This window comes from Leisingera daeponensis DSM 23529, from assembly GCF_000473145.1.
GTDB lineage: Bacteria > Pseudomonadota > Alphaproteobacteria > Rhodobacterales > Rhodobacteraceae > Leisingera > Leisingera daeponensis.
The window spans coordinates 1,017,677-1,043,204 of the sequence record NZ_KI421500.1 but is presented as its reverse complement, the minus strand read 5'-3'; the positions used below and the strand labels follow the sequence as shown (position 1 = coordinate 1,043,204).

Genomic DNA, 25,528 nt, shown 5'->3' with positions numbered 1-25,528 from the left:
CGGGCACAGGCCGCGCAAGCCGGTATGCATTGGCAAGCGGAGGAATGAAACCCAATTGCCAGTCTTCCGCGCAATCCAAACCGGGATCCGGGCATTTACGCCTTCAGGTGTTTTTTCATATTCGCATCCTTTTGTGTATTCGCATTACCAAGGGAATTGTCTTAGAACTTCAAGAAGAAGGACAGCAAGGAATTACATCTGATGGCGAGTATTCTGGTGTTGAACGGACCCAATCTGAACCTGCTCGGCACCCGGCAGCCGAAGGTCTACGGTTCTGTCACGTTGGCGATGGTAGAGCAGGAATGCAAAGCGCATGGCGCGACGCTGGGCTTTGACGTTGAATGCCTGCAATCCAATCACGAGGGCGCGCTTATCGACGCTATCCACGCCGCCAAAGGCGTGCATCAGGGGATTATCCTGAATGCCGGGGCCTATACCCATACTTCCATCGCGCTGATGGACGCCTTGATTTCCGTGGAAATCCCGGCGGTTGAAGTGCATCTTTCAAACATCCACGCGCGCGAGCCGTTCCGCCACACCTCCTATATCGCGAAGGCGGCGCTGGGTCAGATCTGCGGCTTTGGCGCAAAGGGCTACCTGCTGGCGCTGGATGCCCTGGCAGCGCATCTGGATGAGGCTGCACCGTCATGAAGTTAAAGGATTATCTGAACTTCCTGTGCGGCGCCCAGAGCACCGAGGAGCTGTGGTGCGAGCATGTGAAGCAAATGGCCGCCTTCGGATTTGACCGGCTGATTTACGGGCACACCCGTTTCAGGACGGAGACCTCGCTGGGCGACCCGGAAGATTTCGTCATCCTGTCCAACCATCCGAACGAGTACCTGAACGGGTTTCTGAAAGAGGGGCTGTATTTGTCGGCGCCGATGCTCCGCTGGGCGCTGGAAAACGAAGGCGCCGGCAGCTGGCGCATTGTCGAGGACATGGCCGCCACCGGCACGCTGACGCCAGAGGCCAGAAAGGTGCATGAATTCAATCAGAAGCTGGACATGACGGCCGGCTATACGATCAGCTTTCATTCCGTGTCGAACCGGTACAAGGGCGCGATCTCGCTGGCCGCCGAACCTGGCATGAGCCAGGACGACGTCGACATGCTGTGGGCGGAGCGCGGCGAGGATATCGTGCTGATGAACAACGTGGCGCACCTGAAGATCCTCACCCTGCCCTATGCTTCGCCCAAACGCAGCCTGACCAAGCGGCAGCGCGAGGTTCTGCAATGGGTCGGCGACGGCAAGACCACGCAGGATATCGCGCTCTTGATGGGGCTTACTCCCGCCACGATTGAAAAACACCTGCGTCTTGCCCGGGAGTCGCTGGCTGTGGAGACCACGGCACAGGCTGTTCTGAAGGCCGCGCTGCACAATCAGATGTACGTCGTTGACGCCTGAGCGGGCCGCTGGACGGATCTGAGGCGCCGCAGCCAGAGTTCTGAAATCTCATGTTTTTCCGAAAGATTCCGGTCCGTTGCGCGGGCCGGTCTATTGTCTGCCGTGCCGGGGTCAGACGCCAGTTGGCAGCGAAAAGTATGGAATTCAGTACTACCGTTATAGGGTAATTCACTGCATGTTGCACGTGTTCCGTGAGTGGTGGCTTTGGCCTAGGAACTTTGGGTAACGACCCTTGCGATTTCAAGGCTCTCCTACCTGGTCGGGTATAGGCGCGTATTCTTCCGCGTCTATCCCGGATACCGGAGGGGCTCCATCCATCCCCATCAGTGGGGCCCCTCAACCTTCCCTCGCAGTACTCCCAGACGTTCAAGACCGCCTGCCCGGTCCTCGGCCCGCCTGCCCGGCCGCGTTCTGCCTGTGCCGCAGGCCGCGGCCCTGTGACGGCACAAAAAAAACCGGCGGGTGAAAGTTTCCACCCGCCGGCCGATTCACAAGTTGTCAGCGGTGCTGATCAGCCCTGAGCGGCCTTGGCCACTTCTGCTGCGAAGTCTTCTTTCTCGACCACGATGCCTTCGCCGACTTCCACACGGACAAAGCCGGTGATGGTGGCGCCGGCCTCTTTGGCAGCGGCTTCCACGGTCAGGTCCGGGTTCACCACGAATTGCTGGTTCAGCAGGGTGGATTCAGCCACGAATTTCTTCATGCGGCCTTCGATCATCTTCTCGATCACCTGCTCCGGCTTGCCGGATTCGCGGGCGATGTCGATCTGGACCTGCTTTTCCTTCTCGACGATGGAGGCGTCCAGCTCAGCTTCGGACAGTGCGGCCGGGTTCACAGCTGCGATGTGCATCGCAACCTGCTTGCCGATCGCTTCGTCGCCGCCGTTCATCGCAACCAGCACGCCGATCTTGCCCATGCCTTCGGCCGCGGCGTTGTGGACGTAGGAGACCACGGTCTCGCCTTCCAGCTTTTCCATGCGGCGCAGCGACATGTTTTCGCCGATGGTGGCGATCTTGTCGGTCAGGGTCGCCTCGACGGTCTTGCCGCCCAGGTCTGCGGCCTTCAGCGCTTCGACGTCATCCGCGTTCAGGGCTGCTTTGGCGATGCCGGCAACCATGGTCTGGAATTCGCTGTTCTTGGCAACGAAGTCGGTTTCGGAGTTCACTTCAACCGCAACGCCCTTGCCGCCTTCGACGACCACGGCCACCAGGCCTTCTGCTGCGGTGCGGCCGGATTTCTTGGCGGCTTTCGCGAGACCTTTGGTGCGCAGCCAGTCGACAGCGGCTTCCATGTCGCCGTTGTTTTCGACCAGTGCTTTCTTCGCGTCCATCATGCCTGCGCCGGTGGATTCGCGCAGTTCTTTCACCATTGCTGCAGTGATTGCCATGTTAGGCTCCCTCAATTCTAAAACGGATTTGGGGCAGGAAATACCCTGCCCCGCATGTCAATTCCGTGACAGGACGGATCAGGCTTCTGCGGCGGCTTCTTCAGCCACGGCTTCTTCTGCCGGTGCTTCTTCCAGCGCGCCCAGGTCAACGCCTGCTGCGCCCAGCTGAGCCGACATGCCGTCCAGAGCCGCACGGGCCACCAGGTCGCAGTACAGCGAGATGGCGCGCGATGCGTCGTCGTTGCCCGGGATGATGTAGTCCACGCCGTCGGGCGAGCAGTTGGTGTCGACAACAGCCACAACCGGGATGCCCAGTTTCTTGGCTTCGGCGATGGCCAGTGCTTCTTTTTTCACGTCGATGACGAACAGCAGGTCCGGCACGCCGCCCATTTCGCGGATGCCGCCCAGGGAGGCCTGCAGCTTCTCCTGGTCGCGTTCCATGCCCAGACGCTCTTTCTTGGTCAGGCCTTCGGCGCCGCCCGCCATTTTCTCGTCGATTTCCTTCAGGCGGTTGATCGACTGGGAAACGGTTTTCCAGTTGGTCAGGGTGCCGCCCAGCCAGCGGTGGTTCATGTAGTACTGAGCGGATTTCTCAGCGGCTTCGGCAACCGGGCCGGCTGCCTGGCGCTTGGTGCCGACGAACAGCACGCGGCCGCCTTTGGCGACGGTGTCACGGACAACCTGCAGCGCCTGGTCCAGCATCGGAACAGTCTGGGTGAGGTCCATGATGTGGATGCCGTTGCGCGCACCGTAGATGAACGGCGACATGCGCGGGTTCCAGCGCTGAGTCTGGTGACCGAAGTGAACGCCAGCTTCCAGCAGCTGACGCATGGTGAACTCGGGAAGAGCCATGCTATTCTTTCCTTTCCGGTTTCTATCCTCGGCGGGGGTTCAGAGCAGAAGCTCCAACCGGGGGTCCGTCAGGGATGTCTCCCCTGATCAGGCCAAACCCCGCCTGCGGGTTCGTAGCCGCGCCTATAGATCAGAAATTGTCAGCTGACAAGTGTCCGGCGGCAGAAATCGGCACCCGTCGCGATTTTTCAGCTTTGCAAAGCGTGCTGATGGCCGCTGCGCACCAAATCCTCGGCCCGGGCGGCCAGCGCCTTGCGGTCCTGGAAGTCCGCCACCTTCAGCGGCGGATGATAGATCAGCTCCACCGCGCCCTGGCGCGGGGCCGCCAGAACCTTGAGCAAGTGCGGGCCGAAATCCATATCCCCCCACCAGCCGTAAAACCGGGCGGGCGCGCCCTTGGGCGCATGATACACCACGGACACCGGCTGAACGTGCAGGCCGTCGCGCAGATGGTCATTGAAGAAAGCGGCGAAGAGCGTTGTTTTGAAAGGTAAAACGCGCAACCCGTCTGTTGACGTTCCTTCCGGGAAAAACAGCAGCTTATGCCCGGCGCGCAGGCGCTGCTCGAACAGGTCTGCCTGCTCTCTGGCTTTCTTGGGATTGCGCTCGATGAACACGGTGCCGGTGGCCCGCGCCAGCCAGCCGATGCCGGGCCATCCGGCGACCTCCGCCTTGGAGACGAAATAGATCCGCTTGCGCGCGTTCAGAGCAAAGATGTCCAGCCAGGAAGAATGGTTGGCGACAACCGGGCCGCGCTGCCGCATCAGCGAGCCGCGGGTTGTATAACGGATCCCCATCAGGCGGAACGCGTTGCGGCAGACAAACTGGGTGATGAACGGTGTGACCGGCCGCTGGAGCCCGAACAGCGGCCGCTCGATCAGCCGCACGGTTAGCAGCAGCAGCAGCCCGCCGAACACCAGCAGCGCCAGCGGCACCCCGCGCAGCAGCACCAGGCACCAGCCCAGGGCGGTGATGCGGACCGGGTCCGGGGCTTCCTCGCTCTGCCAGCTGATGCTCATGCGCGGCCCCGGCCCCCGGCATAGATCTTGCGCTGGCGCTCGTTCATCCGGGCGGTGTCCAGGATCAGGCAGACATCGGTGGTGTTGAACGCATGGTCGATACAGGCGCCCTCGCCGACAAATCCGCCGAGCCGCAGGTAGGCTTTGATCAGAGCGGGCGTCTCCAGCATCGCGCGTTTGCGGTCAAGATCATCTTTTTCCACCAAGTCCATGGGTTGAAAGGATTTCGAGCGCACGCGCAGCTCCGGCGGGGCGAGGTGGCCGTGGTGCAGCATGGACAGCGGATTTGCCAGCTGCTGCGGATCGGTTCCGTGAAAACTGGCAACCCCGAACAGAACTTCTATCCCGTGCGCCTCTACATAATCCGCCAGCCCGGACCAGAGGTGAAACATCGCCATTCCGCCCCGGTAATCAGGGTGCAGGCAGGACCGCCCCAGCTCCAGCAGGCGGCGGCCGGAGGATTTCAGAACGCTCAGATCATATTCATCTTCGGAATAGAACTGCCCGGCCTTTGCCGCCTGATCGTCCCGCAGCAGCCGGTAGACGCCGGCGACCGTGCCCGTGGTGGTATCGGTGACCAGCATATGGTCAAAGAACGGGTCGAACCGGTCCTGTTCCAGCCCGGCTGCGTGATCCACCATCGCACCGCCGCCGCCCAGTTCGCGCACGAACACCTCATACCGCAGGGCCTGGGCGGCGCGCAGCTCTGCCTCTGTGCCGGCGATTTTGACGGAAAACTCCGGGGCGCGGTGTTGCATTCGCTTTCCTTGCATGTTTCAGGCTTGAGCGCAGCCTGCCCTTGGGGCAAAGAGTGCGCGGCATTTAAGGCTAATTCGAGGGAGTTCGTTAACCCTTCATCAACCGTTATGGCTCAAAGACGGGGATAAGGGAGACGCGCGCTCCGTCAATCACGAGCTTTCCTTGATCGGGAAAATTCACGGTGATCTTGCCGCCCGCGTTCGACTGCACCTGACCGACGCCCCATTCAGGGTGATCCGGGTGCCGGACGAACATTCCGGGGGCTAAAATTGCGTTGAGGTCATTCATTTGCGGGTGGCCCAGTTCGGAGGAAGTATAAGTTATGGGTGTAGATAACGCCAATCTGGCGGCATTGGTAGGGTCCCGGATCTGCCATGATCTGATCAGCCCGGTCGGCGCCATCAATAACGGTCTGGAACTGCTGGGCATGGCCGGCAGCATGTCGGGCCCGGAGCTGGAGCTGATCTCCGACAGCGTTGCGAACGCCAATGCGCGCATCCGCTTCTTCCGCGTCGCCTTTGGCGCGGCCGGCGATCAGCAGATGGCGCGGGCCGAAATCGTTTCGCTGCTGGAGGACATCAGCAAGGGCGGGCGCATCAAGTACCAGTGGTCGCCGCTGGAGGGCTGCACCCGCAGCGAGGCCCGCCTTTCCCTGCTGGCGGCGCTGTGCCTTGAAACGGCGCTGCCCTATGGCGGCACGGTCAAGGTCTTCTGCGCCGACGGCAAATGGACGGTGATGGGCGAAGGCAGCAAGCTGAATGTGGATGATGAGCTGTGGGCGCGGGTCAGCGGCGGCACTTCCAACGCCGAAATCACGCCGGCACTGGTGCAGTTCGCGCTGCTGCCCGAAGCGGCCAAAGAGGCGAACCGCACTGTCCGGCTGGAGCAGAACCTGGAAAAGATCACGCTGCAGTTCTGACTGAGCGGCACCTGCACAAAGAAACGCCGGGCACTGCGCCCGGCGTTTTGCGTTTTCAGCGGTGTCAGGCGCGGGTGGTGCCGTTGCCGCGCACCAGGTATTTGAAACTGGTAAGCTGCGCCGCACCCACCGGACCGCGGGCGTGCATCTTGCCGGTGGCAATGCCGATCTCTGCCCCCATGCCAAACTCGCCGCCGTCGGCAAACTGGGTCGAGGCATTGTGCATCAGGATGGCGCTGTCCAGCTCGGCAAAGAACTTCTGAACTGCGGCCTCATCCTCGGTGATGATGCAATCTGTGTGCTGGGAGTGATGGGTGCGGATGTGCTGGATTGCGTCATCAATGCCCGCGACCTGCTTGGCCGCGATGATGGAATCCAGATACTCCTTGCCCCAGTCCTCGGCCGTTGCGGCGGTCATCCCGTCCGGTCCGGGCAGCCCTTTTTCGGCGCGGATTTCAACGCCTGCAGCGGCCAACGCTTCCAAAACCGCCTTGCCCAGCGTCGGCGCAATGTCCTGATGGATCAGCAGGCACTCGGCAGCGCCACAGATGCCGGTGCGGCGGGTCTTGGCGTTCAGCACCACGTCCAGCGCTTTCTGCGGGTCGGCGGCTTTGTCGAGGTAAATGTGCACGATGCCTTCGAGGTGGGCAAAGACCGGCACCCGGGCCTCGCGCTGGACCAGCCCGACCAGCCCCTTGCCGCCGCGGGGCACGATGACATCGACGTAGTCTGTCATGGTGAGCAGCTCCTGCACCGCCGCGCGGTCGCGGGTCGGCACCAGCTGCACGGCGTCCTCGGGCAGGCCTGCGGATTTCAGGCCCTCTGCCAGGCAGGCATGGATGGCCTGAGACGAGTGGAAGCTTTCGGAGCCGCCGCGCAGGATGACCGCATTGCCAGATTTCAGGCAGAGCGCGCCGGCATCGGCCGTCACATTGGGGCGGCTTTCATAGATCACGCCGATCACCCCCAGCGGGGTGCGCACACGCTGGATTTTCAGACCGGTGGGCTGCTCCCACTCTTCCATCACCTCGCCCACCGGGTCGCGCTGGCCGGCCACCGCACGCAGGCCGTCGACGATGCCCTGGATCCGCGCCTCGTCCAGCATCAGCCGGTCCATCATCGCGTCCGTCAGGCCCTTGGCGCGGCCGAATTCCAGATCCTTGGCATTTGCCGCGATGATCTCCGCCCGGCGGCTCCAGACCGCGTCTGCAGCGGCGGTCAGGGCCGCCTCTTTGCGATCAGCGCTGGTTGTCGCCAGTATTTGCGCCGCTTGCTTTGCACGTTTGCCAAGCTCCGCCATCACGGCGGGAATATTCTCGTTATCTTTCATGTGTCTCGCGCCTTTTGCCGGTCCCTGTCTGGCACTTCCGTGCTTTCCGGCTGGAATACCCTATCAGGTTGTCTGATCAAAGCGCCATATCATCGCGGTGTATCAGCGCAGCGCGGGCGGGATAGCCCAGCGTGGCCTCGATATCATGCGAGCGGCGCCCCTGGATGGCACGGGCCTCTTCGGCGGTGTAGCGCGACAGCCCCTGCCCCAGTTTGCGCCCGTCTGGGCCGAGGATGGCCAGCGGATCGCCGCGGCCAAAGTCGCCCTCCACATGACGGACGCCTGCGGGCAGCAGGCTGTTGCCGGACATCAGCGCGCGGGCGGCGCCCTCGTCGATGGTCAGAACGCCGCGCGTCTTCATCGCGCTGATCCAGCGTTTGCGCGCAGTTTGCGGATCGCCCTGCCCGGTGAACCAGGTGCAAGCTGCGCCATCTTCAAGGTTTTTCAAGGGGTTCAGAGGTGAACCTTCGGTGATCGCCATTTCACATCCCGCCGCTGTCGCCATTTTCGCAGCCAGCAGTTTTGTGATCATCCCGCCCTTGGACAGGCCAGAGACACCATCGCCCGCCATCGCCTCGATCTCGGGCGTTATCTGGTCGATCCGGTCATAGCGCCGGGCATCCGGATCCAGCGCCGGGTTGGCGCTGTAAAAGCCGTCAACATCGGACAGCAGGATCAGGCAGTCGGCCCCGACCGTCACCGCCACCTGCGCGGCCAGGCGATCATTGTCGCCATAGCGGATTTCGTCGGTTGCGATGGTGTCGTTTTCGTTGACGATCGGCACCGCGCCCATGCTCAGCAGAGTTTCCAGCGTCGCGCGGGAGTTCAGGTAGCGGCGGCGGTTCTCGCTGTCTTCGAGCGTTACCAGCACCTGCGCCGTGGTGATCCGGTGCGGCGCCAGCGCCTCCTCATAGGCGCGGGCCAGGCGGATCTGCCCGACGGCGGCGGCGGCCTGGGACTGTTCCAGCGGCAGATCGGCGCGGGGCAGCCCCAGCACGCCCCGGCCCAGGGCGATGGAGCCGGAGGACACCAGCACCACATCGGTGCCGCGGGATTTCAGCCAGGCGACATCATTGGCCAGCGAATGCAGCCAGCCGGCCCGCAGCTCGCCGGTGCCCCGGTCGACCAGCAGCGCCGAGCCGATCTTGACGACGATCCGTTTTGCCGAGGTCAGGGCTGCCAAGGCTGTTCCTCCTCAGCCGGTTTCATCCGCACGCGGTCATCGTCGATTTCGGCCCGCACGGCGCGCAGCACCTCGTTCAGGCCTTCGCGGCTGACGCCGGACATCATCATCACCGGCCCGCCCACAGCTGCCTCCAGCGCGGCACGTTTCTCCTCCCGCTCCTCGGGGTCGAGCGCGTCGACCTTGTTCAGCGCGGTGATGCGGGGTTTGGTGGCAAGCTCGCCGCCATAGGCCTCAAGCTCGCCGATGATGGTTTCGTAGTCTTCGACCACCGTTTCCGACGTGCCATCGACCAAATGCAGCAGCACCGCACAGCGTTCGACATGGCCCAGGAAGCGGTCGCCAATGCCGCGGCCCTCATGCGCGCCTTCGATAAGGCCGGGGATGTCCGCCACCACGAATTCGGTGTTGTCGATGCCAACCACACCCAGGTTCGGGTGCAGGGTGGTAAAGGGGTAGTCGGCGATCTTGGGGCGCGCGTTCGAGGTTGCCGCCAGGAAGGTGGATTTGCCCGCGTTCGGCAGGCCCAGAAGACCCGCATCGGCAATCAGCTTGAGCCGCAGCCAGATGGTGCGGTCTACGCCCTCCTGCCCCGGGTTGGCGCGGCGCGGCGCCTGGTTGGTGGAAGATTTGAAATGCAGGTTGCCAAAGCCGCCGTTGCCGCCCTTGGCCAGCAGCACCCGCTGGCCCGGTTCGGTCAGGTCGGCCAGCACGGTTTCCTGATCCTCGTCAAGGATTTCGGTCCCCACTGGAACCCGCAGGATGATGTCGTCGCCGTCCTTGCCGGTGCGCTGGCGGCCCATGCCGGACTGGCCGTTCTTGGCAAAGAAATGCTGCTGATAGCGGAAGTCGATCAGGGTGTTCAGCCCCTCGGTGACCTCGGCCCAGACCGAGCCGCCCTTGCCGCCGTCGCCGCCGTCGGGGCCGCCGAATTCGATGTACTTCTCACGCCGGAAGCTGACGCAGCCGTTCCCGCCGGCGCCCGAGCGGATGTAGACTTTTGCCAGATCGAGGAATTTCATGACAGCTCCTTAATGCGGCAGGATCTTGCGGCCTGCCCGCGCAGTACAAGTGTCCCGCCAAGGCGCGGAGCTTTGACGGGAATGTTTCGTTTGCCTTACCGCAAAGCGCGCGCCGCGCCAATCACAGTTTTCGGCTGTAGGTCCAGGTTGGAACAGTGGCGTCACGCGCGACCGAGAAGCTTTCGGCGTCGCCCAGATAGTCAAAACCGCAATGGATCAGCACCCGCGCAGAGGCCGGGTTGTCCTGGAACACGCAGGCAAACATCGCGGCGTTGTTTTGCGGATTTGCATCCACCAGCGCCTTGAGCGCCGCAGAGGCCAGCCCGGTATTCCAAAACGGCGGTGCGGTCCAGTACGACACTTCAGACTGGTTGCGGTCCATCCGTTTCAGGCCGATCACGCCCTTCAGCTCGGCATCGCCATCGGCGGTGCCGTCAATCACCCAGACATCCTCGTCGCGCTCGTCCGACATGGCGCGCGCCACGAACGCCTCTGCCGCGCCGGGCGGCAGCGGGTGCGGGATCGACCGGGTCATGCGGGCAACGCGCTCGTCGCTGACGTAATGCTCAATCAGCCCGGCATCAGATTTCCGCACCGGGCGCAGAATGAAGCGTTCGGTTTCAATGACCTGCTGGCACACGATTTGATCCAGATTCATGGATGTGCTCCTCCTCTGCCGTGTTTTTCCGGGCGGACAAGGCCCTCATTATTGTGGCGGCCAAAATCAGATGTGCACGCCCTGCCCTTGCGGCAAGGCACGCGCTGTTCAAATTGCGCAAAACTTCCCGTTGGCCGGGCGTGAACACCCGGGAGCGGCGGCGCTGCGCTGGTCGGCTTGGCCTGTGCTGGGAAAATCATCATACACTCGCATACTCAAAAACAGAAAGAGGGACCGGCTTTATAGCCGATCCCCCTAAAGATTTCTTTACCCTTCGGGTCGGCTTACTCAGCGGCCTCCGCCACTGGGAGAACCGATACAAAGGTACGGCCTTTCAGGCCTTTGCGGAAGCTTACAGCACCGTCAGCAGTGGCAAACAGAGTGTGGTCTTTGCCCATGCCCACGCCTTCGCCGGCCCAGAATTTGGTGCCGCGCTGACGCACGATGATGTTGCCTGCGATGGCCGCCTGGCCACCGAAGAGTTTCACGCCAAGGCGGCGACCAGCAGAGTCGCGGCCGTTACGGGAGGAACCGCCAGCTTTTTTATGTGCCATTCTCTCTCTCCTTAGCCTTTGGCCAGCTCTTTGGCCTGCTCAACCCACTCGGGCTTCACTTTGACCGCTTCGATACCAGCAATGTCGTCTTCGGACAAGGCTGCGATCTGGGCAAAGCTGGTGAAGCCTGCTTCTGCCAGTTTCTTGGCAGCTGCGGGGCCGACGCCGGTCAGCTGGGTGAGGTCGTCCGAGGCAGAAGCGTCAGCAGCCGGGGCAGCTTTGGCAGCCGCTTTCGGAGCGGATTTGGTTGCACCCGATGCCAGGATCTCGGTGATCCGGACCAGGGTCAGTTTCTGACGGTGGCCTTTGGTGCGCTTGGAGGAGTGCTTCCGGCGGCGCTTCACAAAGTTGATCAGCTTTTCGCCTTTGATCTGGTCGATCACTTCTGCCTTCACGGCAGCACCGTCCACCAGCGGAGCGCCCACAACGGGTGCGTCGCCGCCAAGCATCAGAATTTCGTCGAACTGGATGGTATCGCCAGCATCTGCAGCAAGCTTTTCAACACGGAGCACGTCGCCCGCCTGAACCTTGTACTGCTTGCCGCCAGTCTTGAGGACCGCAAACATGTGCGTCTTTCCTTTTCTTACCGCGTCCTACGGCCCCCTTGCGGGCGTTCCGGCTGATGCCGCCTCGAACAGCGCGCCCCTGTGCAGGGCGGATTACAAGTAAATCCCGGCACACGGATTCCGGGCCGGGATGCGGGCTTATGGTTCGGAATGCCGGGGCTGTCAACCGTTTTTCCACAGGCGCCATCAACGGTTGGCCGGGTCAGATATCCTGCCCCGGTGTCAGCTCGGCCATGCGGTGCGCCAGCTCCTCAAAGCGGTTGGCGGTGATTTCATACTGCACCGCATTCAACAGCTCGTAAACCCGCTGCATCGGCGCCTCCTCCAGCGCCTCGACATAGGCCTCGACCTCGGCGTCGGTGAATTCCTGATAGGTATAGGCAGAGGCCGCCAGGCTGGAGGCCTGCAGGCTGAGGCGCAGGTCGCCTTCCTGCTCCTTCATCAGCGCCCGCAGGCCGTCGGCGTCCAGCTCCAGCTCAATCACGCCCGCGGCGGCAGCGGCCATCAGAAAGCGGAACTGGATCTGCTGCAGCGCCCGCACGCCGGTGCCCGCCGCATCGATGGCCGATCCCATCCGCTGGTACATTGCGACGCGCTCGCTGCCTTCCTGGACCAAACCGGAAATAATCCGGTTGCCGGCTTGCTGCTTCACCTCGTCATCTTCCACCAGGTGAGAGGCGTTTTCCGCCCGCACCAGCCGCTTGCCCAGATCGCTGGCATAAAAGGCTGAGGCGTGATCCAGCGCCTCGTCATCCAGCGTGTTCTCGAGAATCTCCACGGCAAGCCCGCGCATTTCGCGGGTGTCGAACACGTCCTGCGACAACTCTGTCCACTGGCTGCCGAAGGCGCCGGTATCGAAGCCCAGCATTTCCGGCGCGCTGGAGGCGGACAGCGCAATGCTGTCGAGCGCCACATCAAATCCGGTCACTTCCAGAAATGCCTCCACCCGTTCGCGGTCGGCGGCCCGGGCCGCAAGCGGCAGGGCGGCGATGGCGAAACACAGCGCGGCAAGGAAACGCACAAGCACAGCGGGGGTTGGGGCGATCATCTGCATAGGGCAAATCTAGGCAAAAACCTTTGGCTGGCAACGGACTTCCGGCTTTTTTTCACAAAGGCGCATTTCGCCCCTTGCGCCAGTGCGGAATCAACATTAAACCGCGCCTCACCCCCCGCGGAGAGGTGCCGGAGTGGTCGAACGGGGCGGTCTCGAAAACCGTTGTGGGTGCAAGCCCACCCAGGGTTCGAATCCCTGTCTCTCCGCCATTTTCCCTTACAGACCGCTTCCCAGATAAGACGAACGGCGCACGTCAAGATGACGAGACGCCTTTGGGTTTGGCCGGTTGGCTGTGCTTTTCTCTGTCCGAACGGCCTGCAGCCATCCATCCAAAGAGCGTTCTGCAAAGCTCTGATGCAAAACAGAAAAAGGCCGGACAACTCTGCCCGGCCTCTTGCGTTTCAAGCTGCGCGGATCAGGCGCGGCGGCGGCGTCCGCCGGCGCGGCCGCCACGGCCGCGGCCTTCTTCGCCTTCGGCGGCCGGCGGCTTGTTGAACTTGATCCACTCACCGCCGTGCGGGTCGTTGTTGGTCAGGAAGTTGGCCGCGCGGATGGCTTCCATTTCCTTACCGGCGCGCGGCTTGGTGGAGCCCAGGCCGAACATGGTGACAAAGGTCTCATCGTCCATGCCTTCCGGCAGGATGATGCCGGCGGCTTCGACCATGGCCTTCTTCTCGGCGATGGCCTTTTGGGTCACCGGCAGCGCCACCGGGTTCATGATTGCGGAGGTCATGCCCGCGCCCATTGCCATCGGCAGGAAGGCGTTGTTGATGCCGTGGCGGTTCGGCAGGCCAAAGGAGATGTTGGAGGCGCCGCAGGTGGTGTTCACGCCCAGCTCCTCGCGCAGGCGGCGGACCAAGGCAAACACTTGCAGGCCGGCAGTCGCCATTGCGCCGACCGGCATCACCAGCGGGTCCACCACGATGTCATGCGCCGGGATGCCGAAATCGGCGGCGCGCTGAACAATCTTCTTGGCGACGGCAAAGCGCACATCGGGGTCTTCCGAAATGCCGGTGTCGTCGTTGGAGATCGCCACAACCGGAACATTGTACTTTTTGACCAGCGGCAGGATCTGCTCCAGACGCTCTTCTTCGCCAGTGACGGAGTTCAGCAGCGGACGGCCTTCACAGACTTCCAGGCCGGCTTCCAGCGCGCCCGGAACCGAAGAGTCGATGCAAAGCGGCACATCAACCAGGCCCTGAACCAGCTCGATGATTTTCTTCATCAGCGGCGGTTCGGTCTCGTTCGGGTTCGGGTTGGAGTTGTAGACCACACCCGCATTGATATCGAGAACGGTTGCGCCGGCCAGAACCTGTGCCACGGCGTCCTTCTCGACGGTGGAGAAATCGCCGGCTTCCAGCTCGGCCGCCAGTTTCTTGCGGCCGGTCGGGTTGATGCGCTCCCCGATCACGCAGAACGGCTCATCAAAGCCCAGGATCGCGGTTTTGGTTTTTGATTCTACGACTGTACGGGTCATTGTTGATCCTTAGGAGTTGACCGGCTTCGCCGAGGCGCCGCCGTTGTTGATGGCCCAGGTGGCATTGGTCTTGATGCCGCCCAGCGGGAAGAAATGGACGTTGGTGATGTTGAAGTCCGGGTTCTCGGCCTTGTAGGCGGCCAGTTCGGCCACAACATCGGTCGGCTCGTAGGGCAGCAGCAGCTTGGACACGTCCATCGCGCGTTTCTGCAGCACCTTCAGCGACGGGCCCACGCCGCACGCGATGGCGAATTTGATCAGCGTCTGCAGCTTGGCCGGGCCGGCGATACCGATGTGGATCGGCAGGTCGATGCCCGCAGCCTTGAGGCCGTTTGCCCATTGGATGATCGGCTTTGCTTCAAACGCGAACTGGGTGGCCAGCGCCATCTTGGCGTCGGTGCGCTCAGAGAATTTCTGTTTCCACTGAAGCGCTTCAAAGACGTTCTTGGTCGAGCCATCCGGGTCGATGTCCTTGTTGCCTTCCGGGTGGCCGGCAACGTGCAGGCTGGTGAAGCCCGCCTTGTCGAACAGGCCGGTTTCCAGCAGCTGCATGGAGCTGTGGAAGTCGCCGTGCGGCTTGGCCACGCCGCCCGCCAGCATCAGCGCCTGCTTGACGTCTGCCTCGCCCCGGTAACGGGCGATCCAGTCGGCCAGAGTGGCCTCGTCCTTGATGATCCGCGCCGGGAAGTGCGGCATCACCGGGAAGCCTTCGGCGTTCAGGCGCTTGGCGGTGGCGACCATATCCTCAATCGGGGTGCCTTCGATGTGCGCGATGTAGACACGGGTGCCGGCCGGCAGCAGGTCGCGGAAGTTCTCGACCTTCTCCGCGGTGCGCGGCATGACTTCGATCGAGTAGTCCTGCAGGAAGGCTTCGACCTGCGGGTTGACGGTCTGGGCGGCGCCAGTGTCACGTTTCTTAAAGTTCAGCAAAGCCATCACGGCCTCCCAAGAGTGGTCTGCGGGTCAAGCCCATCCGTCATTTGCAATCAGCGCCTTCAGGCGGTCCTGATCATACTCAGCTTCCAGGCGTTGGGCCTCGGCTTCGGCAACATCGGCTGCCTCACCCTCGACAGAAAACGGGGCTGCCTTGCGCCACTCGGCAAGATAGGCGTCCGCGTCCTTGGCGTTCACCTTCATGGCCGCGCGGTCGATGGCCTGCTCGAACCGTTCTTCGAGCTGGCGCTTGGCGCCGCGGCGGCCTTTGCCAACGATGACCTGCGCAGGAATATCGCGCCAGTAAACGATCGTAACGTCGGGCATGCCCTGATTTCCTCCTAGCCTGGATAGACCACGTTCTAGAGCGGCGGCGCTCGGCAAGTTGGTCGAATTTCGACAACACGATGGGATTGAGCGACGTTTTGCTGTTGCGACCCTAGCTTTGTGAACCGTCGAATGCCACAGCGGCTTACCGCCAAAATATTCATATGGATTATGAGGCACCCGCTAGGCAGCGGAAATTGCTCCGCTTCTGGCGGCTGGAGCTTGCGCCGCCGCAGCTGCGCACCTATTGTCACAGTTAACACGATAATCGGAGGGCGTGAATCATGGCGCCCAGGCGCTCGAAAGGTGCGGGCGCGTTTCCCCAAGCGGTTGAAACCCCTGCACCGGCCCGTCCCGATCCAGATGCGCTTTATGCTGCGCTGGATTTGGGTACAAATAGCTGCCGTATGCTGATTGCCCAGCCCAAGGGCAGCGGAATACATGTGGTGGACAGTTTCTCCAAGTCGGTGCAACTGGGCGCCGGGCTGGAGCGGACCGGACGGCTGTCGCGGTCCTCGATGGCGCGCACTATCCAGGCGCTGCGGATCTGTCAGCAAAAGCTCAAGCGCAACAGGGTCCGGCGGATGCGGCTGGTTGCGACCGAGGCCTGCCGCCGGGCCAAGAACGCCCGCGACTTCATCCGCCAGGTCAAGCGCGAGACCGGGCTGACGCTGGAAATCATCCAGCCGGAGGAAGAGGCACGTCTGGCGGTCATCTCCTGCGCACCGCTCGTTTCCACCAAGACCGAACAGCTGCTGGTGGTCGATATCGGCGGCGGCTCGACTGAACTGGTGTGGATCGACATCTCCTCCGTCCCGCGGCGCGACCGGCCGTCGGCGATCATGCGGCTGCACAACGGTTTTCAGCTGAGCGAAAGCCCCTTCCCCGCCGCCAAGGTGGTGGATTGGATTTCCGTCCCGCTGGGCGTCGCCACTTTGCGCGATCAGTTCAACGATGTGGAAGATGACGCAGCCCGCTTTGCACTGATGAGCTGGTTCTTTGAGGAGAACCTGGCAGATTTCGCCCCCTACAAGAATGAGCAGGTGCGCGAGGGGTTTCAGATCGTCGGCACCTCCGGCACCGTGACCACGGTGGCCGCGTCGCACTTGGGGCTTAAGCGCTACGACCGCACCAAGGTGGACGGGCTGCGGATGACCAGCGATCAGATTGACAAGGTGATCCGGGGTTATCTGGACCTTGGGCCCCAGGGCCGCCGCCGCGACCCCCGCATCGGCGAGGACCGGCAGGCGCTGATCATGTCCGGATCCGCAATCCTGCAGGCGCTGCTGCGCTGCTGGCCGACGGACCGGCTGTCGGTTGCGGACCGCGGTCTGCGCGAAGGCCTGCTCTACGCGCAGATGAGCGCGGATGGCGTTCTGGAGGACGGGCCCTACTGACAGATCAGCAGCATCCGGAAGGTTCCATGCATGTATACGGTCATTGCCATAGCCTACCGGCTAAGCACCGTCTCAGTAACGGTTTCTGCATTGGAGGCTGCGGGGTTCAAGGTATTTTGCCCCTGGATCAACACCATGGCGCTGCTGCCCCATTACAGCCTGGCATTCGGCGGGGTTCCGGTCAGTGTTCCGGCCGAAGATTCAGCGGAGGCCTCTGAGTTTCTCAGCGCAATTCAGAGCGGGCATCTAAGCCCCTTGGCAGCCGGTGACTGCGAAGCTGATCCTCCGCCCGCCCCGGCAGAGAAGAACAGCCTTTGGAACAAGGCTGCCAACCTTTTAGGATATGTGCTGTTCGGCATATCCGCTCCTTGGCCGGACCTTGCGCTATCCGGGGAAAAAGCATCGCCTTGATCCGGCGGGTGCAAGAGGTTATCTGCAGCGCTTACTTCGGAGAAAACGCTCATGGCAAAGACCCCCACTGGTAAAAACACATCCGGCCGCGGCCAGCGGGATCTGAAGGTCAAGGTGAAGACCGCCCGCGGCCGCAAGCTCAGCTCGACCCGCTGGCTGCAGCGCCAGTTGAACGATCCCTATGTGAAACGCGCCCAGGCCGAAGGCTACCGCGGCCGCGCAGCCTATAAGATCATGGAGCTGGACGACAAATTCCGGTTCCTGGTAAATGGCGCCCGTGTTGTCGACCTGGGCTGCGCGCCGGGCGGCTGGGCGCAGGTTGCGGTGAAGCGCATCAATGCGCTGGGGGAAAAACCGGGCAAGGCCGTGGGCCGCATCATCGGTGTGGATCTGCAGGAGGTGGAGCCGCTGGCCGGGGCCGAGTTCCATCAGCTTGATTTCATGGATGAGGGCGCCGACGACCAGGTTAAGGAATGGCTGGGCGGCAAGGCGGATGTGGTGATGTCGGACATGGCGGCGGCCAGTTCAGGACACAAGCAGACCGACCATTTGCGGATTATCTCGCTGTGTGAAACGGCGGCCTATTTCGCCTTTGACGTTCTGGAAGAGGGCGGCACCTTTGTGGCCAAGGTTCTGGCAGGCGGCGCCGAGGGAGAGCTTCAGAAGCTGCTGAAGCAGAAGTTCACCAAGGTGATGAACATGAAGCCGCCCTCCTCGCGGTCGGACAGCTCCGAGAAATTCGTTGTCGCCATGGGGTTCCGCGGCTAAGCAGCCTCAGACCGGGCGGTTGTGCGGGGTCGTCAGCGACCGGCTGGCCAGAGTGCGCAGCAGGATTGCCTCATCGCCGTCGTCATCGGTCAGCCGGGACACCCGCAGCTTGCGGCTGACATGGCTGGCCATTTCACGCTGGCGCATCAGTTCGAACAGACGCATGTGGCGCAGTTTGTTTTGCAGTTTTGTCATGATGCCCCCTTCTGGTTCTGCTGCTTTCCTGCAGGTTTAGACAGGGATTAGGCCGCAACCGGGGCTCAATTGTGGCAAAGCCTGCCTTATTGTTGCAAATGCGGAAACAGTTGCGCGAAAGCCGCAGCCGTCATGTCCGGCCCATGCTGTCGGCCATGTCGCTTAAGGCGCCGTTGAATTCCGCGCCAAGGATCAGGATTGCGGAATTCAGATAGAGGAAGATCATCGCCGCCATCGCCCCCGCAAGCCCGGCATATGTGGCGGAATACCGGGCGAATGAGCCGACGTAGACAGCAAACCCGCTGGCGCAGGCCAGCCACAGGAGCAGGGTCAGCACCGCCCCCGGCAAAATCCGCCGGAACCGGTGGATCCGGCCCGGCAGCAGGATGTGAAAGGCCAGAACCGCGCCAATGGGGAGCGCCAGCGCCAGCAGGCCGCTCAGCCCCTGCTCCCAGCCCTGCGGGACGCTGGCGAACGGCAGCAGCTTGGTGATGTGGCGCACGTAAAGCGGCAGAAACACCTCGAAAAAGGCGACAGCCAGAATGCCCGCCCCGCCCATGATGACCAGCCCGATGCACAGGGCGCGGGCGCGCCAGAACGGCCGGGTGTCGGTATCGTGGTAGGCCTGCACCATCGCCACCCGCACCGCATCGACCCCGTTGGAGGCAAAATACAGCGCGAACAGGCCGCCCAGGGTCACGAGCTGGGTGTTCGACGTCTGCAGCACCGACTTCAGCTCAGTCAGAATCGGCCGCGCCACGGCGTCGGGCCAGACGCTGAACACCTGCTCGGTCATCAGGTCCATTTCCACCTCTTGCGACAGCAGGCTGGCCACGGTGCCGGCCAGCGCAACCGTGAACAGAACAAACGGGAACAGCGCCAGCATCATCGACATCGCGATGTGGCTGCTCATGACCCAGCCGTTCTTCCGGTTGAACCGGCGGGCGGCGGTCAGAAGCGCTGCGGGCCAGCGGCTCAGAGGGGGCAGGATCGGCATGCAGGCAAGGTTCCACAGCCGCCCGCAAATATCCAGTATCAATGGCCCTTTATGCGGTTTTAGCGTTGCGTGTAGCATAACCGCCTATGGTGTGCGGGCGATGCGCATATTAGGTAAGTGCAAAGGTGTAAATTCGAGGCCGCGGAATGTTCTGGTTTATTGTCAGCACGGGCGCGATCGCCGCAACCTGGACGGCGGCCGGACTGGCTGCGCTCAGCGCGGCCCGCACGGCCCGCACGCCCCAGGGGGCAATCGGGTGGGTTGTGTTCCTGCTGTCCGCCCCGGTCATCGCCCTGCCCGCTTACGTGATCTTCGGGCATCACAGGTTCAGAGGCTACTGGAAGGCCCGCCGCCGAGCGGAACAGGCGGTGATTGCCACCCGCAATTATACCAGTGCCCACTCCGAGGACGCGCAGGAACTGCCGGTCAACACCAGCCCGTTTGAAGCGATTGCCGGCACGAACGTGTGCCGCGGCAATGGCATGACGCTGCTGATTGACGGCGAAGAAACCTTCAATGCCATCTTTGAGGCAATTGAAAACGCACGGGAATACATCCTTGTGCAATACTACATCCTGCATGCCGACGATCTGGGCCTGGCGCTGCAAAAGCGTCTGATCGCTGCGGCGCAGCGCGGCGTGACCATCTGGCTGATGACCGACAGCATCGGCAGCCGCAAGCTGCCGCGCGCCTACACCAGCGCGCTGGAGGATGCCGGTGTGAACCTCATCGACCCGGCGGTTCAGCGCGGCCCCTGGCACCGGCTCAGGATCAACTTCCGCAACCACCGGAAAACCGTCGTCGTGGATGGCCGCATCGGGTTTACCGGCGGCCTGAACGTCGGGGATGAGTATATGGGGCTGGACCCCGCCGCCGGCCCGTGGCGCGACACCCATGTGCGGCTGACCGGCCCGGTGGTTCAGCAGCTTCAGCTCTCGTTTGCCGAGGACTGGCACTGGCGCACCCAGGAACCGGTTCTGGACCTGCTGAACTGGGAAGCCGAAGCTTCGCCGCAGGACCGCCCGGCGCTGATTGCCGCCACCGGGCCTGGCGACACCACCGGCAACGGCTCGATGCTGTACTTCTCAGCCATTTCCGCCGCGCAGGAAAGGGTGTGGCTGGCCTCGCCCTATTTTGTGCCGGATCAGGATGTGTTTGCCGTTCTGAAACACGCGGCGCTGCGCGGGCTTGATGTGCGGATCCTGCTGCCGGACTACGCCGACCACGTGCTGCCCTGGCTGGCGGCCTTTGCCTATTTCGATGAGCTGCGGGAGGCTGGCGTCCGCATCCTGCGCTATCAGGGCGGCTTTATGCATCAGAAATGTTTCGTCATTGATGACACGATCTCCGCCGTCGGCACCGCCAACCTCGACAACCGCTCGTTCCGGCTGAACTTTGAGACGATGGCGCTGTTTTTCGACCGCGCCTCTGCCGGGGAAATTGCAGAGATGCTGCGGCAGGATTTTCAGCGTTCGACGGAGCTCAGCCTGCCGCTGGACCAGCAAAAGCTGAGTATCCGGCTGCTGGCCCCGGTGGCCCGGCTGCTGGCGCCGGTGCTTTAATCCTTGCCGTCATATGACTGACCGTTCAGGGAAAACAGGCGTCCCATGGCGCTGACCAGGAAGGCGGTGCTGATGCCGAACCCGAACAGGCCGGTCACGGCCGCGAAAGCGGCAAAGATCCGCAGCGGCGGCCCCAGCACCACATCGCCGTAACCTAGCGTGGTATAGGTCGCGAGCGAGAAGTAGACGGAGGTGTTCCAGTCCCCGATCGCACCAACCAGAACAAAGGCCGAGGACCAGATCCAGACCTGCGCGGTATGGCCGCCGAGAATGATGAAAATGGCGGCCACCAGCATCAGGCCGATCTGCCAGCGCCGGTAGGGTTTGGAAAACCGGGCCGAAAGCTTGTTCAGCACCGACGCGCACCAGACAAGAACCAGAATTTCCAAAATCAGGCAAAAGCTCAGATAGATCGAGCCCCACAGCAACTGGTTCCACAGTGTCATTCCGGCCCTCGTGTTCGCCGCCGCTCTGGCCATTGCTGGCCGCTCAATTGGTTTTAGTTCTTAAACACTTCGTGCAAGGACCGCCAGCCGCGGGATCCCGTCCCTGTCTTTGTGCCGCACTGGACTTCCTCCGGCCAGCGGTATTGAGTGCAGTTGCAGGAAAAGACGGCCTAACGCCGGAGGTGCCGCAGGATGGTTCTGAAAGTCCGCAACGTGACCAAGGCTTATCCCGGCCAGACCGCGGAAGACGCGGTGCTGCGCGGCGTCTCGCTCGATCTGGCCGCGGGCACCAGCCTGGCGCTGACCGGGGACAGCGGCTCCGGCAAAAGCACCCTTTTGCATCTGGCGGGGGCGCTGGACCATTTCGACAGCGGTGAAATTGAAATCGGAACCACCCGGCTTTCCCGGCTGGGCGACGGCCAGCGCGCGGCGCTGCGCAGGCACGAGGTTTCCCTGGTTTTTCAGCAGTTCAATTTGATTCCTTCCCTGACGGTCCGGCAAAACATCTCGCTGCACGCGCGGCTTGGCGGCCGCTGGGACGCGGTGTGGGGCCAGCAGCTGGCAGACCGGCTTGGGCTGTCCGGGATGCTTGAGCGCTATCCGGAGCAGCTTTCAGGCGGCCAGCAGCAGCGGGTTGCGATCGGGCGCGCCCTTGCGTTGCGTCCAAAGCTGCTGCTGGCCGATGAGCCGACCGGAAATCTGGATGAAACCGCCAGCGCGGCTGTGATGGAACTGATGCTGGAACTGGTGCGGGAAAGCGGTGCTGCGCTGTTTCTGGTGACCCATTCTGCGGCGATTGCGCAGATGCTGGACCGCCAGCTGCACTTGAAGCACGGCAAGGCCGCATGACCCGCGCCGCGCTGGCAGCTATCCTGTCCCACTGGCGGCGCCACCCGCTGCAACTTGCAACACTGATTATCGGGCTGGCGCTGGCAACCGGCTTGTGGTCGGCGGTTCAGGCGATCAACGGCGAGGCGCGGGCCAGCTATGCCCGCGCGGCAGAGCAGCTCGGCACCTCCGGGGCGGACCGGCTGGTGCCCGGCAGCGGAAGCATTGAGCTGGCCCGCTATGCCGCCCTGCGGCGGGCGGGCTGGGCGCTGGCGCCGGTTCTGGAAGGTTCTGTCAGGTTCGGGCGGCAAAGCTTTGATATCATGGGGATCGACCTGCTTGGTCATCCGCTGGTGGCCGATCTGGCAAACACCGCGGAACAAGACGGCGCGGCACCGCTGGACGCGCTGCTGCCGCCGGGCCGGATTTTCGCGCATCCGGACACCGCGGCGGAGCTAGCTGCCGCGCAGAAGCAGCACCCGGTAACCCGGACCAGCGCCTTGCCCCGCGGTGTGCTGGTGGCAGACCTGAGCCTCGCCAGCCGCCTGCTGAGGCAGCCCGGCACGCTGAGTTACCTGCTTGTCCTGCCCGGCCAGGCCCCGGGCCTGACACCGCTGGCGGAGCTGGCCCCGGAGCTGACGCGTGTGGCGGCCAAAAGCGCAGCAGCAGATACGGCGCGGCTGACGGACAGTTTCCACCTGAACCTCACAGCCTTTGGCCTGCTGTCCTTTGCCGTCGGGCTGTTCATCGTTCAGGGCGCCATCACGCTCAGCCTGGAGCAGCGCCGGGGATTGATCCGAACCCTGCGCGGTCTGGGCGTGCCGATGCAGGTGCTGGCCGGCCTGTTTGCCGCGGAACTGGCGTCGGTGGCTGTGATCGCCGGCGCAGCGGGGCTGGCAGGCGGCTATATCGTTGCCGCGGCGCTTTTGCCGGATGTCAGCGCCACGCTTGCCGGGCTGTACGGGGCGCCGGTCGATGGCAGCCTTTCGCTGCGTCCGGGCTGGGTTCTGTCCGGACTGGCAATGGCGCTTGGCGGCACCTTTCTGGCTGGTGCAAAAGCGCTTTTTGCGCTGTGGCGGATGCCGCTGCTGGCGGCCCCTGCGACGCGCGCCCGCGGGCAGCAGGCCGGCCGGTCGCATCTGCTGTCTGCTGCGGCCGGCACCGCCTGCATCCTGGCGGGAGCTGCTGTTATTTCTATTTTCCAAGGACTTGTCGCCGGTTTTGTCTTCCTTGGCGGGCTGATGCTGGGCGCGGCGTTGCTGCTGCCGCTGCTGATTGCCACGGGCCTGCGGCTGGGGGCGCGGCTGGCCCGGCGTCCCTATGCGGAATGGCTGTGGGCCGACACCCGCGCTCAGTTGCCGGGCATGTCGCTCGCCCTGATGGCGCTGCTGCTCGCGCTCGCCACGAATATCGGCGTTGGAACAATGGTTTCCAGCTTCAGGCTCACCTTCGTGGGCTGGCTGGATCAGCGCCTGGCGGCGGAGGTTTATGTCACCGCCCGCACCGACGCCCAAGGTGCAGAGCTTGCCCAATGGCTGGACAGTAAGGGGGTTACGGTGCTGCCCATCCGCAGCAGCGATGTGCGGTTCAAGGGTGCGCCGCTGCGGATTTATGGCGTGGCGGACGATGCGACCTACCGCCAGCACTGGCCGCTGCTGGACGCCCTGCCTCAGGTCTGGGACCAAGTGGCTGCCGGAGAAGCGGTGCTGATCAACGAACAGCTTGCCCGCCGCTATGATCTGTCGCCCGGCGGCAACTTCCAGCTGGAACCGGGCTGGGTTCTGGCCATTGGCGGGATCTATTCCGACTACGGCAACCCCAACGGTCAGGCGATTGTTGCGCTTGACCAGCTGCTGGCCCGCGCGCCCGATGTGCCGAACCGGCAATTTGGCCTGCGCTTACCGCCGCAGGAGGTTCCCGGACTCATCAAATCCATACGGCAGAGTTTTGAAATTCCAAGGGAAAACATCATTGACCAGACCAGTCTCAAGGCGCGTTCCCTGGCGGTGTTCGACCGGACGTTTGTCATCACCGCGGCGCTGAACCTGCTGACGCTTGGGGTGGCTGCCTTTGCCATGCTGACCAGCCTGCTGACCCTGTGGAGCCAGCGCCTGCCGCAGCTGGCGCCGGTCTGGGCGATGGGGCTCAGCCGCCGCCAGCTTGCCGCAACCGAGATGCTGCGCAGCCTGCTGCTGGCCGCGATCACCGCGATGCTGGCGCTGCCGCTAGGGCTGATTCTGGCCTGGGCGCTGCTGGCGGTGATCAATGTCGAAGCTTTTGGCTGGAAGCTTCCGATGCATGTCTTTCCGGGTGACTGGCTGCGGCTGTTCCTGCTGGCGCTGCTGGCCGCCGTGGTGGCCGCCGCCCTGCCCGCGCGCCGACTCAGCCGCCTGGATCCGGCCGAATTGCTCAAGGTGTTTGCCAATGAACGCTAGAACTGTCCTCGCCATTGTATTTGCTGCATCGGCTTCGCCCGCGCTGGCGCAGGGGTTTGCCGGGCTGGGCAGCGACGCCGAAGGGTTCGCCACGCCACAGCGCGGCCAGCAGCTGTCGTTCCCGCAGGACCACGGTCCGCACCCGGATTTCCGCATTGAATGGTGGTACTTGACCGCCAATCTTGAAGATGCGGACGGGCGGGACTACGGCATCCAATGGACTCTGTTCCGTTCGGCCCTTGCCCCGGGCGAAGGAGTCGGCTGGCAGAGCCCGCAGGTCTGGCTGGCCCATGCGGCGGTGACCGCCTCCGATCAGCATCTGGTTGCCGAACGTATCGCCCGCGGCGGCATCGGCCAGGCGGGCGTGACAACGCAGCCCTTCACGGCCTGGATCGACAACTGGCAGATGGCGTCGGCCCAAGATGACCTGGAAAATCTGACACTCACCGCTGCGGGCGAAAGTTTTTCCTATGACCTGCAGCTCACCGCGGACGGCCCTTTGGTATTGCATGGCGAGGATGGGTACTCCGTCAAATCCGCCGGCGGCCAGGCCAGCTATTACTACTCCCAGCCGCATTACCAGGTCAGCGGCACAGTCACGCTGCCCGGCGGCGCAGTGGAGGTCACGGGCCACGGCTGGCTTGACCGGGAGTGGTCCAGCCAGCCGCTGGCTGAGGACCAAAGCGGCTGGGACTGGTTCTCGCTCAGCTTTGAAAGCGGCGCCAAGCTGATGGGGTTTGTCCTGCGGGCAGAAAGCGGCGATTTCACCTCTGGCACCTGGATTTCCGCGGACGGTACGGCGGAGCCGCTGGAGCCTGGGACTTTTCAGGCCGACCCCTTGGATTACACAATGGTGGAGGGCCGCAGTATCCCGACACGCTGGCGCGCCGCCCTTCCCGGCAAAGGGGTATCTGTAGAGGTTCAGGCGCTGAACCCGCAAAGCTGGATGGGCACCTCGTTTCCCTATTGGGAGGGGCCTGTCACTGTCACCGGCAGCCACAGCGGCACGGGCTATCTTGAGATGACCGGCTACGAATAAGGGCGCC

28 protein-coding genes and 1 tRNA gene are annotated in these 25,528 nt (G+C 63.2%); 11 read left to right on the top strand and 18 right to left on the bottom strand.

What is annotated here, in order from left to right:
* The first annotated feature begins 201 nt into the window (after nt 1-201).
* On the top strand, nt 202-651 hold the full coding sequence (aroQ, locus tag DAEP_RS0105485) for a type II 3-dehydroquinate dehydratase (RefSeq protein ID WP_027243950.1): 450 nt from the start codon (nt 202-204) through the stop codon (nt 649-651).
* Entirely contained in the window at nt 648-1,403 is a 756-nt protein-coding gene (locus DAEP_RS0105480; RefSeq protein WP_027243949.1) for a LuxR family transcriptional regulator, read from the top strand. The genes aroQ and DAEP_RS0105480 overlap by 4 nt, the downstream gene beginning before the upstream one ends.
* 511 nt (nt 1,404-1,914) lie before the next feature.
* Here DAEP_RS0105480 and tsf read toward each other — a convergent pair.
* The 5 genes from tsf to DAEP_RS0105455 all read right to left on the bottom strand — a co-directional run bounded on the left by tsf (nt 1,915) and on the right by DAEP_RS0105455 (nt 5,708).
* Nucleotides 1,915-2,790, bottom strand: a complete 876-nt coding sequence (gene tsf, locus DAEP_RS0105475) for a translation elongation factor Ts (protein ID WP_027243948.1) — start codon at nt 2,788-2,790, stop codon at nt 1,915-1,917.
* A 78-nt stretch (nt 2,791-2,868) separates the two neighbouring features.
* A complete protein-coding gene (rpsB, locus tag DAEP_RS0105470) occupies nt 2,869-3,642 on the bottom strand; it encodes a 30S ribosomal protein S2 (protein ID WP_008556439.1) in 774 nt (257 codons plus the stop codon).
* 188 nt (nt 3,643-3,830) lie between these two features.
* On the bottom strand, nt 3,831-4,661 hold the full coding sequence (gene olsA, locus DAEP_RS0105465; RefSeq protein ID WP_027243947.1) for a lyso-ornithine lipid O-acyltransferase: 831 nt from the start codon (nt 4,659-4,661) through the stop codon (nt 3,831-3,833).
* Nucleotides 4,658-5,419 carry an L-ornithine N(alpha)-acyltransferase gene (gene olsB, locus DAEP_RS0105460; protein WP_008555196.1) on the bottom strand — a complete coding sequence of 254 codons (762 nt, stop codon included), beginning with the start codon at nt 5,417-5,419 and terminating at the stop codon, nt 4,658-4,660. The genes olsA and olsB overlap by 4 nt, the downstream gene beginning before the upstream one ends.
* Before the next feature lie 106 nt (nt 5,420-5,525).
* Nucleotides 5,526-5,708, bottom strand: a complete 183-nt coding sequence (locus DAEP_RS0105455) for a DUF3553 domain-containing protein (protein WP_027237671.1) — start codon at nt 5,706-5,708, stop codon at nt 5,526-5,528.
* Nucleotides 5,709-5,742: 34 nt separating this feature from the next.
* On the opposite strand from DAEP_RS0105455, the gene DAEP_RS0105450 reads away from it, so the two are divergent.
* A complete protein-coding gene (locus DAEP_RS0105450) occupies nt 5,743-6,339 on the top strand; it encodes a histidine phosphotransferase family protein (protein WP_008554346.1) in 597 nt (198 codons plus the stop codon).
* Nucleotides 6,340-6,403: 64 nt separating this feature from the next.
* On the opposite strand, the gene DAEP_RS0105445 is transcribed toward DAEP_RS0105450, so the two are convergent.
* From DAEP_RS0105445 to DAEP_RS0105415, 7 genes are all read right to left on the bottom strand, one after another.
* A complete protein-coding gene (locus DAEP_RS0105445; RefSeq protein ID WP_027243946.1) occupies nt 6,404-7,669 on the bottom strand; it encodes a glutamate-5-semialdehyde dehydrogenase in 1,266 nt (421 codons plus the stop codon).
* Between the two features lie 76 nt (nt 7,670-7,745).
* Entirely contained in the window at nt 7,746-8,852 is a 1,107-nt protein-coding gene (proB, locus tag DAEP_RS0105440) for a glutamate 5-kinase (RefSeq protein ID WP_008556920.1), read from the bottom strand.
* Nucleotides 8,840-9,874 carry a GTPase ObgE gene (gene obgE / locus DAEP_RS0105435; RefSeq protein ID WP_027243945.1) on the bottom strand — a complete coding sequence of 345 codons (1,035 nt, stop codon included), beginning with the start codon at nt 9,872-9,874 and terminating at the stop codon, nt 8,840-8,842. The genes proB and obgE overlap by 13 nt, the downstream gene beginning before the upstream one ends.
* 121 nt (nt 9,875-9,995) lie before the next feature.
* Nucleotides 9,996-10,532, bottom strand: a complete 537-nt coding sequence (locus DAEP_RS0105430) for a GNAT family N-acetyltransferase (protein WP_008557265.1) — start codon at nt 10,530-10,532, stop codon at nt 9,996-9,998.
* A gap of 284 nt (nt 10,533-10,816) precedes the next feature.
* On the bottom strand, nt 10,817-11,086 hold the full coding sequence (rpmA, locus tag DAEP_RS0105425; protein ID WP_008553710.1) for a 50S ribosomal protein L27: 270 nt from the start codon (nt 11,084-11,086) through the stop codon (nt 10,817-10,819).
* Nucleotides 11,087-11,097: 11 nt separating this feature from the next.
* Nucleotides 11,098-11,652, bottom strand: coding sequence for a 50S ribosomal protein L21 (gene rplU / locus DAEP_RS0105420; RefSeq protein ID WP_008557542.1), 555 nt, complete (start codon nt 11,650-11,652; stop codon nt 11,098-11,100).
* Between the two features lie 202 nt (nt 11,653-11,854).
* Complete coding sequence (locus tag DAEP_RS0105415; RefSeq protein ID WP_036760457.1) at nt 11,855-12,706, bottom strand: DUF2059 domain-containing protein; 852 nt, start codon at nt 12,704-12,706, stop codon at nt 11,855-11,857.
* 119 nt (nt 12,707-12,825) lie between these two features.
* Between DAEP_RS0105415 and DAEP_RS0105410 the strand changes: the two genes are divergently transcribed.
* Nucleotides 12,826-12,915: transfer RNA gene (locus DAEP_RS0105410), tRNA-Ser, on the top strand.
* A gap of 206 nt (nt 12,916-13,121) precedes the next feature.
* Here the strand turns inward: DAEP_RS0105410 and DAEP_RS0105405 are convergent.
* Genes DAEP_RS0105405 through DAEP_RS0105395 form a run of 3 tightly spaced genes read right to left on the bottom strand, consistent with a single transcriptional unit; the run spans nt 13,122 to nt 15,443 of the window.
* The gene (locus tag DAEP_RS0105405; protein WP_027243943.1) at nt 13,122-14,183 is read right to left on the bottom strand and encodes a methyltetrahydrofolate cobalamin methyltransferase; all 1,062 of its coding nucleotides are present in this window, start codon (nt 14,181-14,183) and stop codon (nt 13,122-13,124) included.
* A 9-nt stretch (nt 14,184-14,192) separates the two neighbouring features.
* A complete protein-coding gene (locus tag DAEP_RS0105400) occupies nt 14,193-15,119 on the bottom strand; it encodes a methylenetetrahydrofolate reductase (RefSeq protein WP_027243942.1) in 927 nt (308 codons plus the stop codon).
* Between the two features lie 27 nt (nt 15,120-15,146).
* A complete protein-coding gene (locus tag DAEP_RS0105395) occupies nt 15,147-15,443 on the bottom strand; it encodes a virulence factor (RefSeq protein WP_008556214.1) in 297 nt (98 codons plus the stop codon).
* 284 nt (nt 15,444-15,727) lie between these two features.
* Between DAEP_RS0105395 and DAEP_RS0105390 the strand changes: the two genes are divergently transcribed.
* From DAEP_RS0105390 to DAEP_RS0105380, 3 genes are read left to right on the top strand one after another with little or no spacing between them, the layout of a single operon-like run.
* Nucleotides 15,728-16,840 (top strand): Ppx/GppA phosphatase family protein, encoded by a 1,113-nt coding sequence (locus DAEP_RS0105390; RefSeq protein ID WP_008553621.1) that lies wholly within the window; start codon nt 15,728-15,730, stop codon nt 16,838-16,840.
* A gap of 30 nt (nt 16,841-16,870) precedes the next feature.
* Complete coding sequence (locus tag DAEP_RS0105385) at nt 16,871-17,251, top strand: hypothetical protein (RefSeq protein ID WP_027243941.1); 381 nt, start codon at nt 16,871-16,873, stop codon at nt 17,249-17,251.
* 51 nt (nt 17,252-17,302) lie between these two features.
* On the top strand, nt 17,303-18,019 hold the full coding sequence (locus tag DAEP_RS0105380) for an RlmE family RNA methyltransferase (protein WP_008553735.1): 717 nt from the start codon (nt 17,303-17,305) through the stop codon (nt 18,017-18,019).
* Between the two features lie 6 nt (nt 18,020-18,025).
* Here the strand turns inward: DAEP_RS0105380 and DAEP_RS0105375 are convergent, their stop codons facing one another.
* Nucleotides 18,026-18,214, bottom strand: coding sequence for a hypothetical protein (locus tag DAEP_RS0105375; RefSeq protein ID WP_027243940.1), 189 nt, complete (start codon nt 18,212-18,214; stop codon nt 18,026-18,028).
* Between the two features lie 130 nt (nt 18,215-18,344).
* Complete coding sequence (locus DAEP_RS0105370) at nt 18,345-19,211, bottom strand: YihY/virulence factor BrkB family protein (protein ID WP_008553667.1); 867 nt, start codon at nt 19,209-19,211, stop codon at nt 18,345-18,347.
* Nucleotides 19,212-19,357: 146 nt separating this feature from the next.
* On the opposite strand from DAEP_RS0105370, the gene cls reads away from it, so the two are divergent.
* The gene (gene cls, locus DAEP_RS0105365; protein WP_027243939.1) at nt 19,358-20,773 is read left to right on the top strand and encodes a cardiolipin synthase; all 1,416 of its coding nucleotides are present in this window, start codon (nt 19,358-19,360) and stop codon (nt 20,771-20,773) included.
* Here the strand turns inward: cls and DAEP_RS0105360 are convergent.
* A complete protein-coding gene (locus tag DAEP_RS0105360; protein WP_027243938.1) occupies nt 20,770-21,219 on the bottom strand; it encodes a potassium channel family protein in 450 nt (149 codons plus the stop codon). The two genes, cls and DAEP_RS0105360, sit on opposite strands and share 4 nt — an antisense overlap.
* 192 nt (nt 21,220-21,411) lie before the next feature.
* Between DAEP_RS0105360 and DAEP_RS0105355 the strand changes: the two genes are divergently transcribed.
* Genes DAEP_RS0105355 through DAEP_RS0105345 form a run of 3 tightly spaced genes read left to right on the top strand, consistent with a single transcriptional unit; the run spans nt 21,412 to nt 25,521 of the window.
* A complete protein-coding gene (locus DAEP_RS0105355; protein WP_027243937.1) occupies nt 21,412-22,068 on the top strand; it encodes an ABC transporter ATP-binding protein in 657 nt (218 codons plus the stop codon).
* Nucleotides 22,065-24,482 carry an ABC transporter permease gene (locus tag DAEP_RS0105350; RefSeq protein WP_027243936.1) on the top strand — a complete coding sequence of 806 codons (2,418 nt, stop codon included), beginning with the start codon at nt 22,065-22,067 and terminating at the stop codon, nt 24,480-24,482. Before DAEP_RS0105355 ends, DAEP_RS0105350 begins: the two co-directional genes overlap by 4 nt.
* Nucleotides 24,472-25,521 (top strand): lipocalin-like domain-containing protein, encoded by a 1,050-nt coding sequence (locus tag DAEP_RS0105345; RefSeq protein ID WP_027243935.1) that lies wholly within the window; start codon nt 24,472-24,474, stop codon nt 25,519-25,521. The genes DAEP_RS0105350 and DAEP_RS0105345 overlap by 11 nt, the downstream gene beginning before the upstream one ends.
* The last annotated feature ends 7 nt before the right edge of the window (nt 25,522-25,528 follow it).

Bases quoted from the DNA above. Each gene is read 5' to 3' on its own strand.
- aroQ (WP_027243950.1), top strand. From the start codon at position 202: ATGGCGAGTATTCTGGTGTTGAACGGACCCAATCTGAACCTGCTCGGC.
- DAEP_RS0105480 (WP_027243949.1), top strand. From the start codon at position 648: ATGAAGTTAAAGGATTATCTGAACTTCCTGTGCGGCGCCCAGAGCACC.
- tsf (WP_027243948.1), bottom strand. From the start codon at position 2,790: ATGGCAATCACTGCAGCAATGGTGAAAGAACTGCGCGAATCCACCGGC.
- rpsB (WP_008556439.1), bottom strand. From the start codon at position 3,642: ATGGCTCTTCCCGAGTTCACCATGCGTCAGCTGCTGGAAGCTGGCGTT.
- olsA (WP_027243947.1), bottom strand. From the start codon at position 4,661: ATGAGCATCAGCTGGCAGAGCGAGGAAGCCCCGGACCCGGTCCGCATC.
- olsB (WP_008555196.1), bottom strand. From the start codon at position 5,419: ATGCAACACCGCGCCCCGGAGTTTTCCGTCAAAATCGCCGGCACAGAG.
- DAEP_RS0105455 (WP_027237671.1), bottom strand. From the start codon at position 5,708: ATGAATGACCTCAACGCAATTTTAGCCCCCGGAATGTTCGTCCGGCAC.
- DAEP_RS0105450 (WP_008554346.1), top strand. From the start codon at position 5,743: ATGGGTGTAGATAACGCCAATCTGGCGGCATTGGTAGGGTCCCGGATC.
- DAEP_RS0105445 (WP_027243946.1), bottom strand. From the start codon at position 7,669: ATGAAAGATAACGAGAATATTCCCGCCGTGATGGCGGAGCTTGGCAAA.
- obgE (WP_027243945.1), bottom strand. From the start codon at position 9,874: ATGAAATTCCTCGATCTGGCAAAAGTCTACATCCGCTCGGGCGCCGGC.
- DAEP_RS0105430 (WP_008557265.1), bottom strand. From the start codon at position 10,532: ATGAATCTGGATCAAATCGTGTGCCAGCAGGTCATTGAAACCGAACGC.
- rpmA (WP_008553710.1), bottom strand. From the start codon at position 11,086: ATGGCACATAAAAAAGCTGGCGGTTCCTCCCGTAACGGCCGCGACTCT.
- rplU (WP_008557542.1), bottom strand. From the start codon at position 11,652: ATGTTTGCGGTCCTCAAGACTGGCGGCAAGCAGTACAAGGTTCAGGCG.
- DAEP_RS0105415 (WP_036760457.1), bottom strand. From the start codon at position 12,706: ATGCAGATGATCGCCCCAACCCCCGCTGTGCTTGTGCGTTTCCTTGCC.
- DAEP_RS0105405 (WP_027243943.1), bottom strand. From the start codon at position 14,183: ATGACCCGTACAGTCGTAGAATCAAAAACCAAAACCGCGATCCTGGGC.
- DAEP_RS0105400 (WP_027243942.1), bottom strand. From the start codon at position 15,119: ATGGCTTTGCTGAACTTTAAGAAACGTGACACTGGCGCCGCCCAGACC.
- DAEP_RS0105395 (WP_008556214.1), bottom strand. From the start codon at position 15,443: ATGCCCGACGTTACGATCGTTTACTGGCGCGATATTCCTGCGCAGGTC.
- DAEP_RS0105390 (WP_008553621.1), top strand. From the start codon at position 15,728: ATGGCGCCCAGGCGCTCGAAAGGTGCGGGCGCGTTTCCCCAAGCGGTT.
- DAEP_RS0105385 (WP_027243941.1), top strand. From the start codon at position 16,871: ATGTATACGGTCATTGCCATAGCCTACCGGCTAAGCACCGTCTCAGTA.
- DAEP_RS0105380 (WP_008553735.1), top strand. From the start codon at position 17,303: ATGGCAAAGACCCCCACTGGTAAAAACACATCCGGCCGCGGCCAGCGG.
- DAEP_RS0105375 (WP_027243940.1), bottom strand. From the start codon at position 18,214: ATGACAAAACTGCAAAACAAACTGCGCCACATGCGTCTGTTCGAACTG.
- DAEP_RS0105370 (WP_008553667.1), bottom strand. From the start codon at position 19,211: ATGCCGATCCTGCCCCCTCTGAGCCGCTGGCCCGCAGCGCTTCTGACC.
- cls (WP_027243939.1), top strand. From the start codon at position 19,358: ATGTTCTGGTTTATTGTCAGCACGGGCGCGATCGCCGCAACCTGGACG.
- DAEP_RS0105360 (WP_027243938.1), bottom strand. From the start codon at position 21,219: ATGACACTGTGGAACCAGTTGCTGTGGGGCTCGATCTATCTGAGCTTT.
- DAEP_RS0105355 (WP_027243937.1), top strand. From the start codon at position 21,412: ATGGTTCTGAAAGTCCGCAACGTGACCAAGGCTTATCCCGGCCAGACC.
- DAEP_RS0105350 (WP_027243936.1), top strand. From the start codon at position 22,065: ATGACCCGCGCCGCGCTGGCAGCTATCCTGTCCCACTGGCGGCGCCAC.
- DAEP_RS0105345 (WP_027243935.1), top strand. From the start codon at position 24,472: ATGAACGCTAGAACTGTCCTCGCCATTGTATTTGCTGCATCGGCTTCG.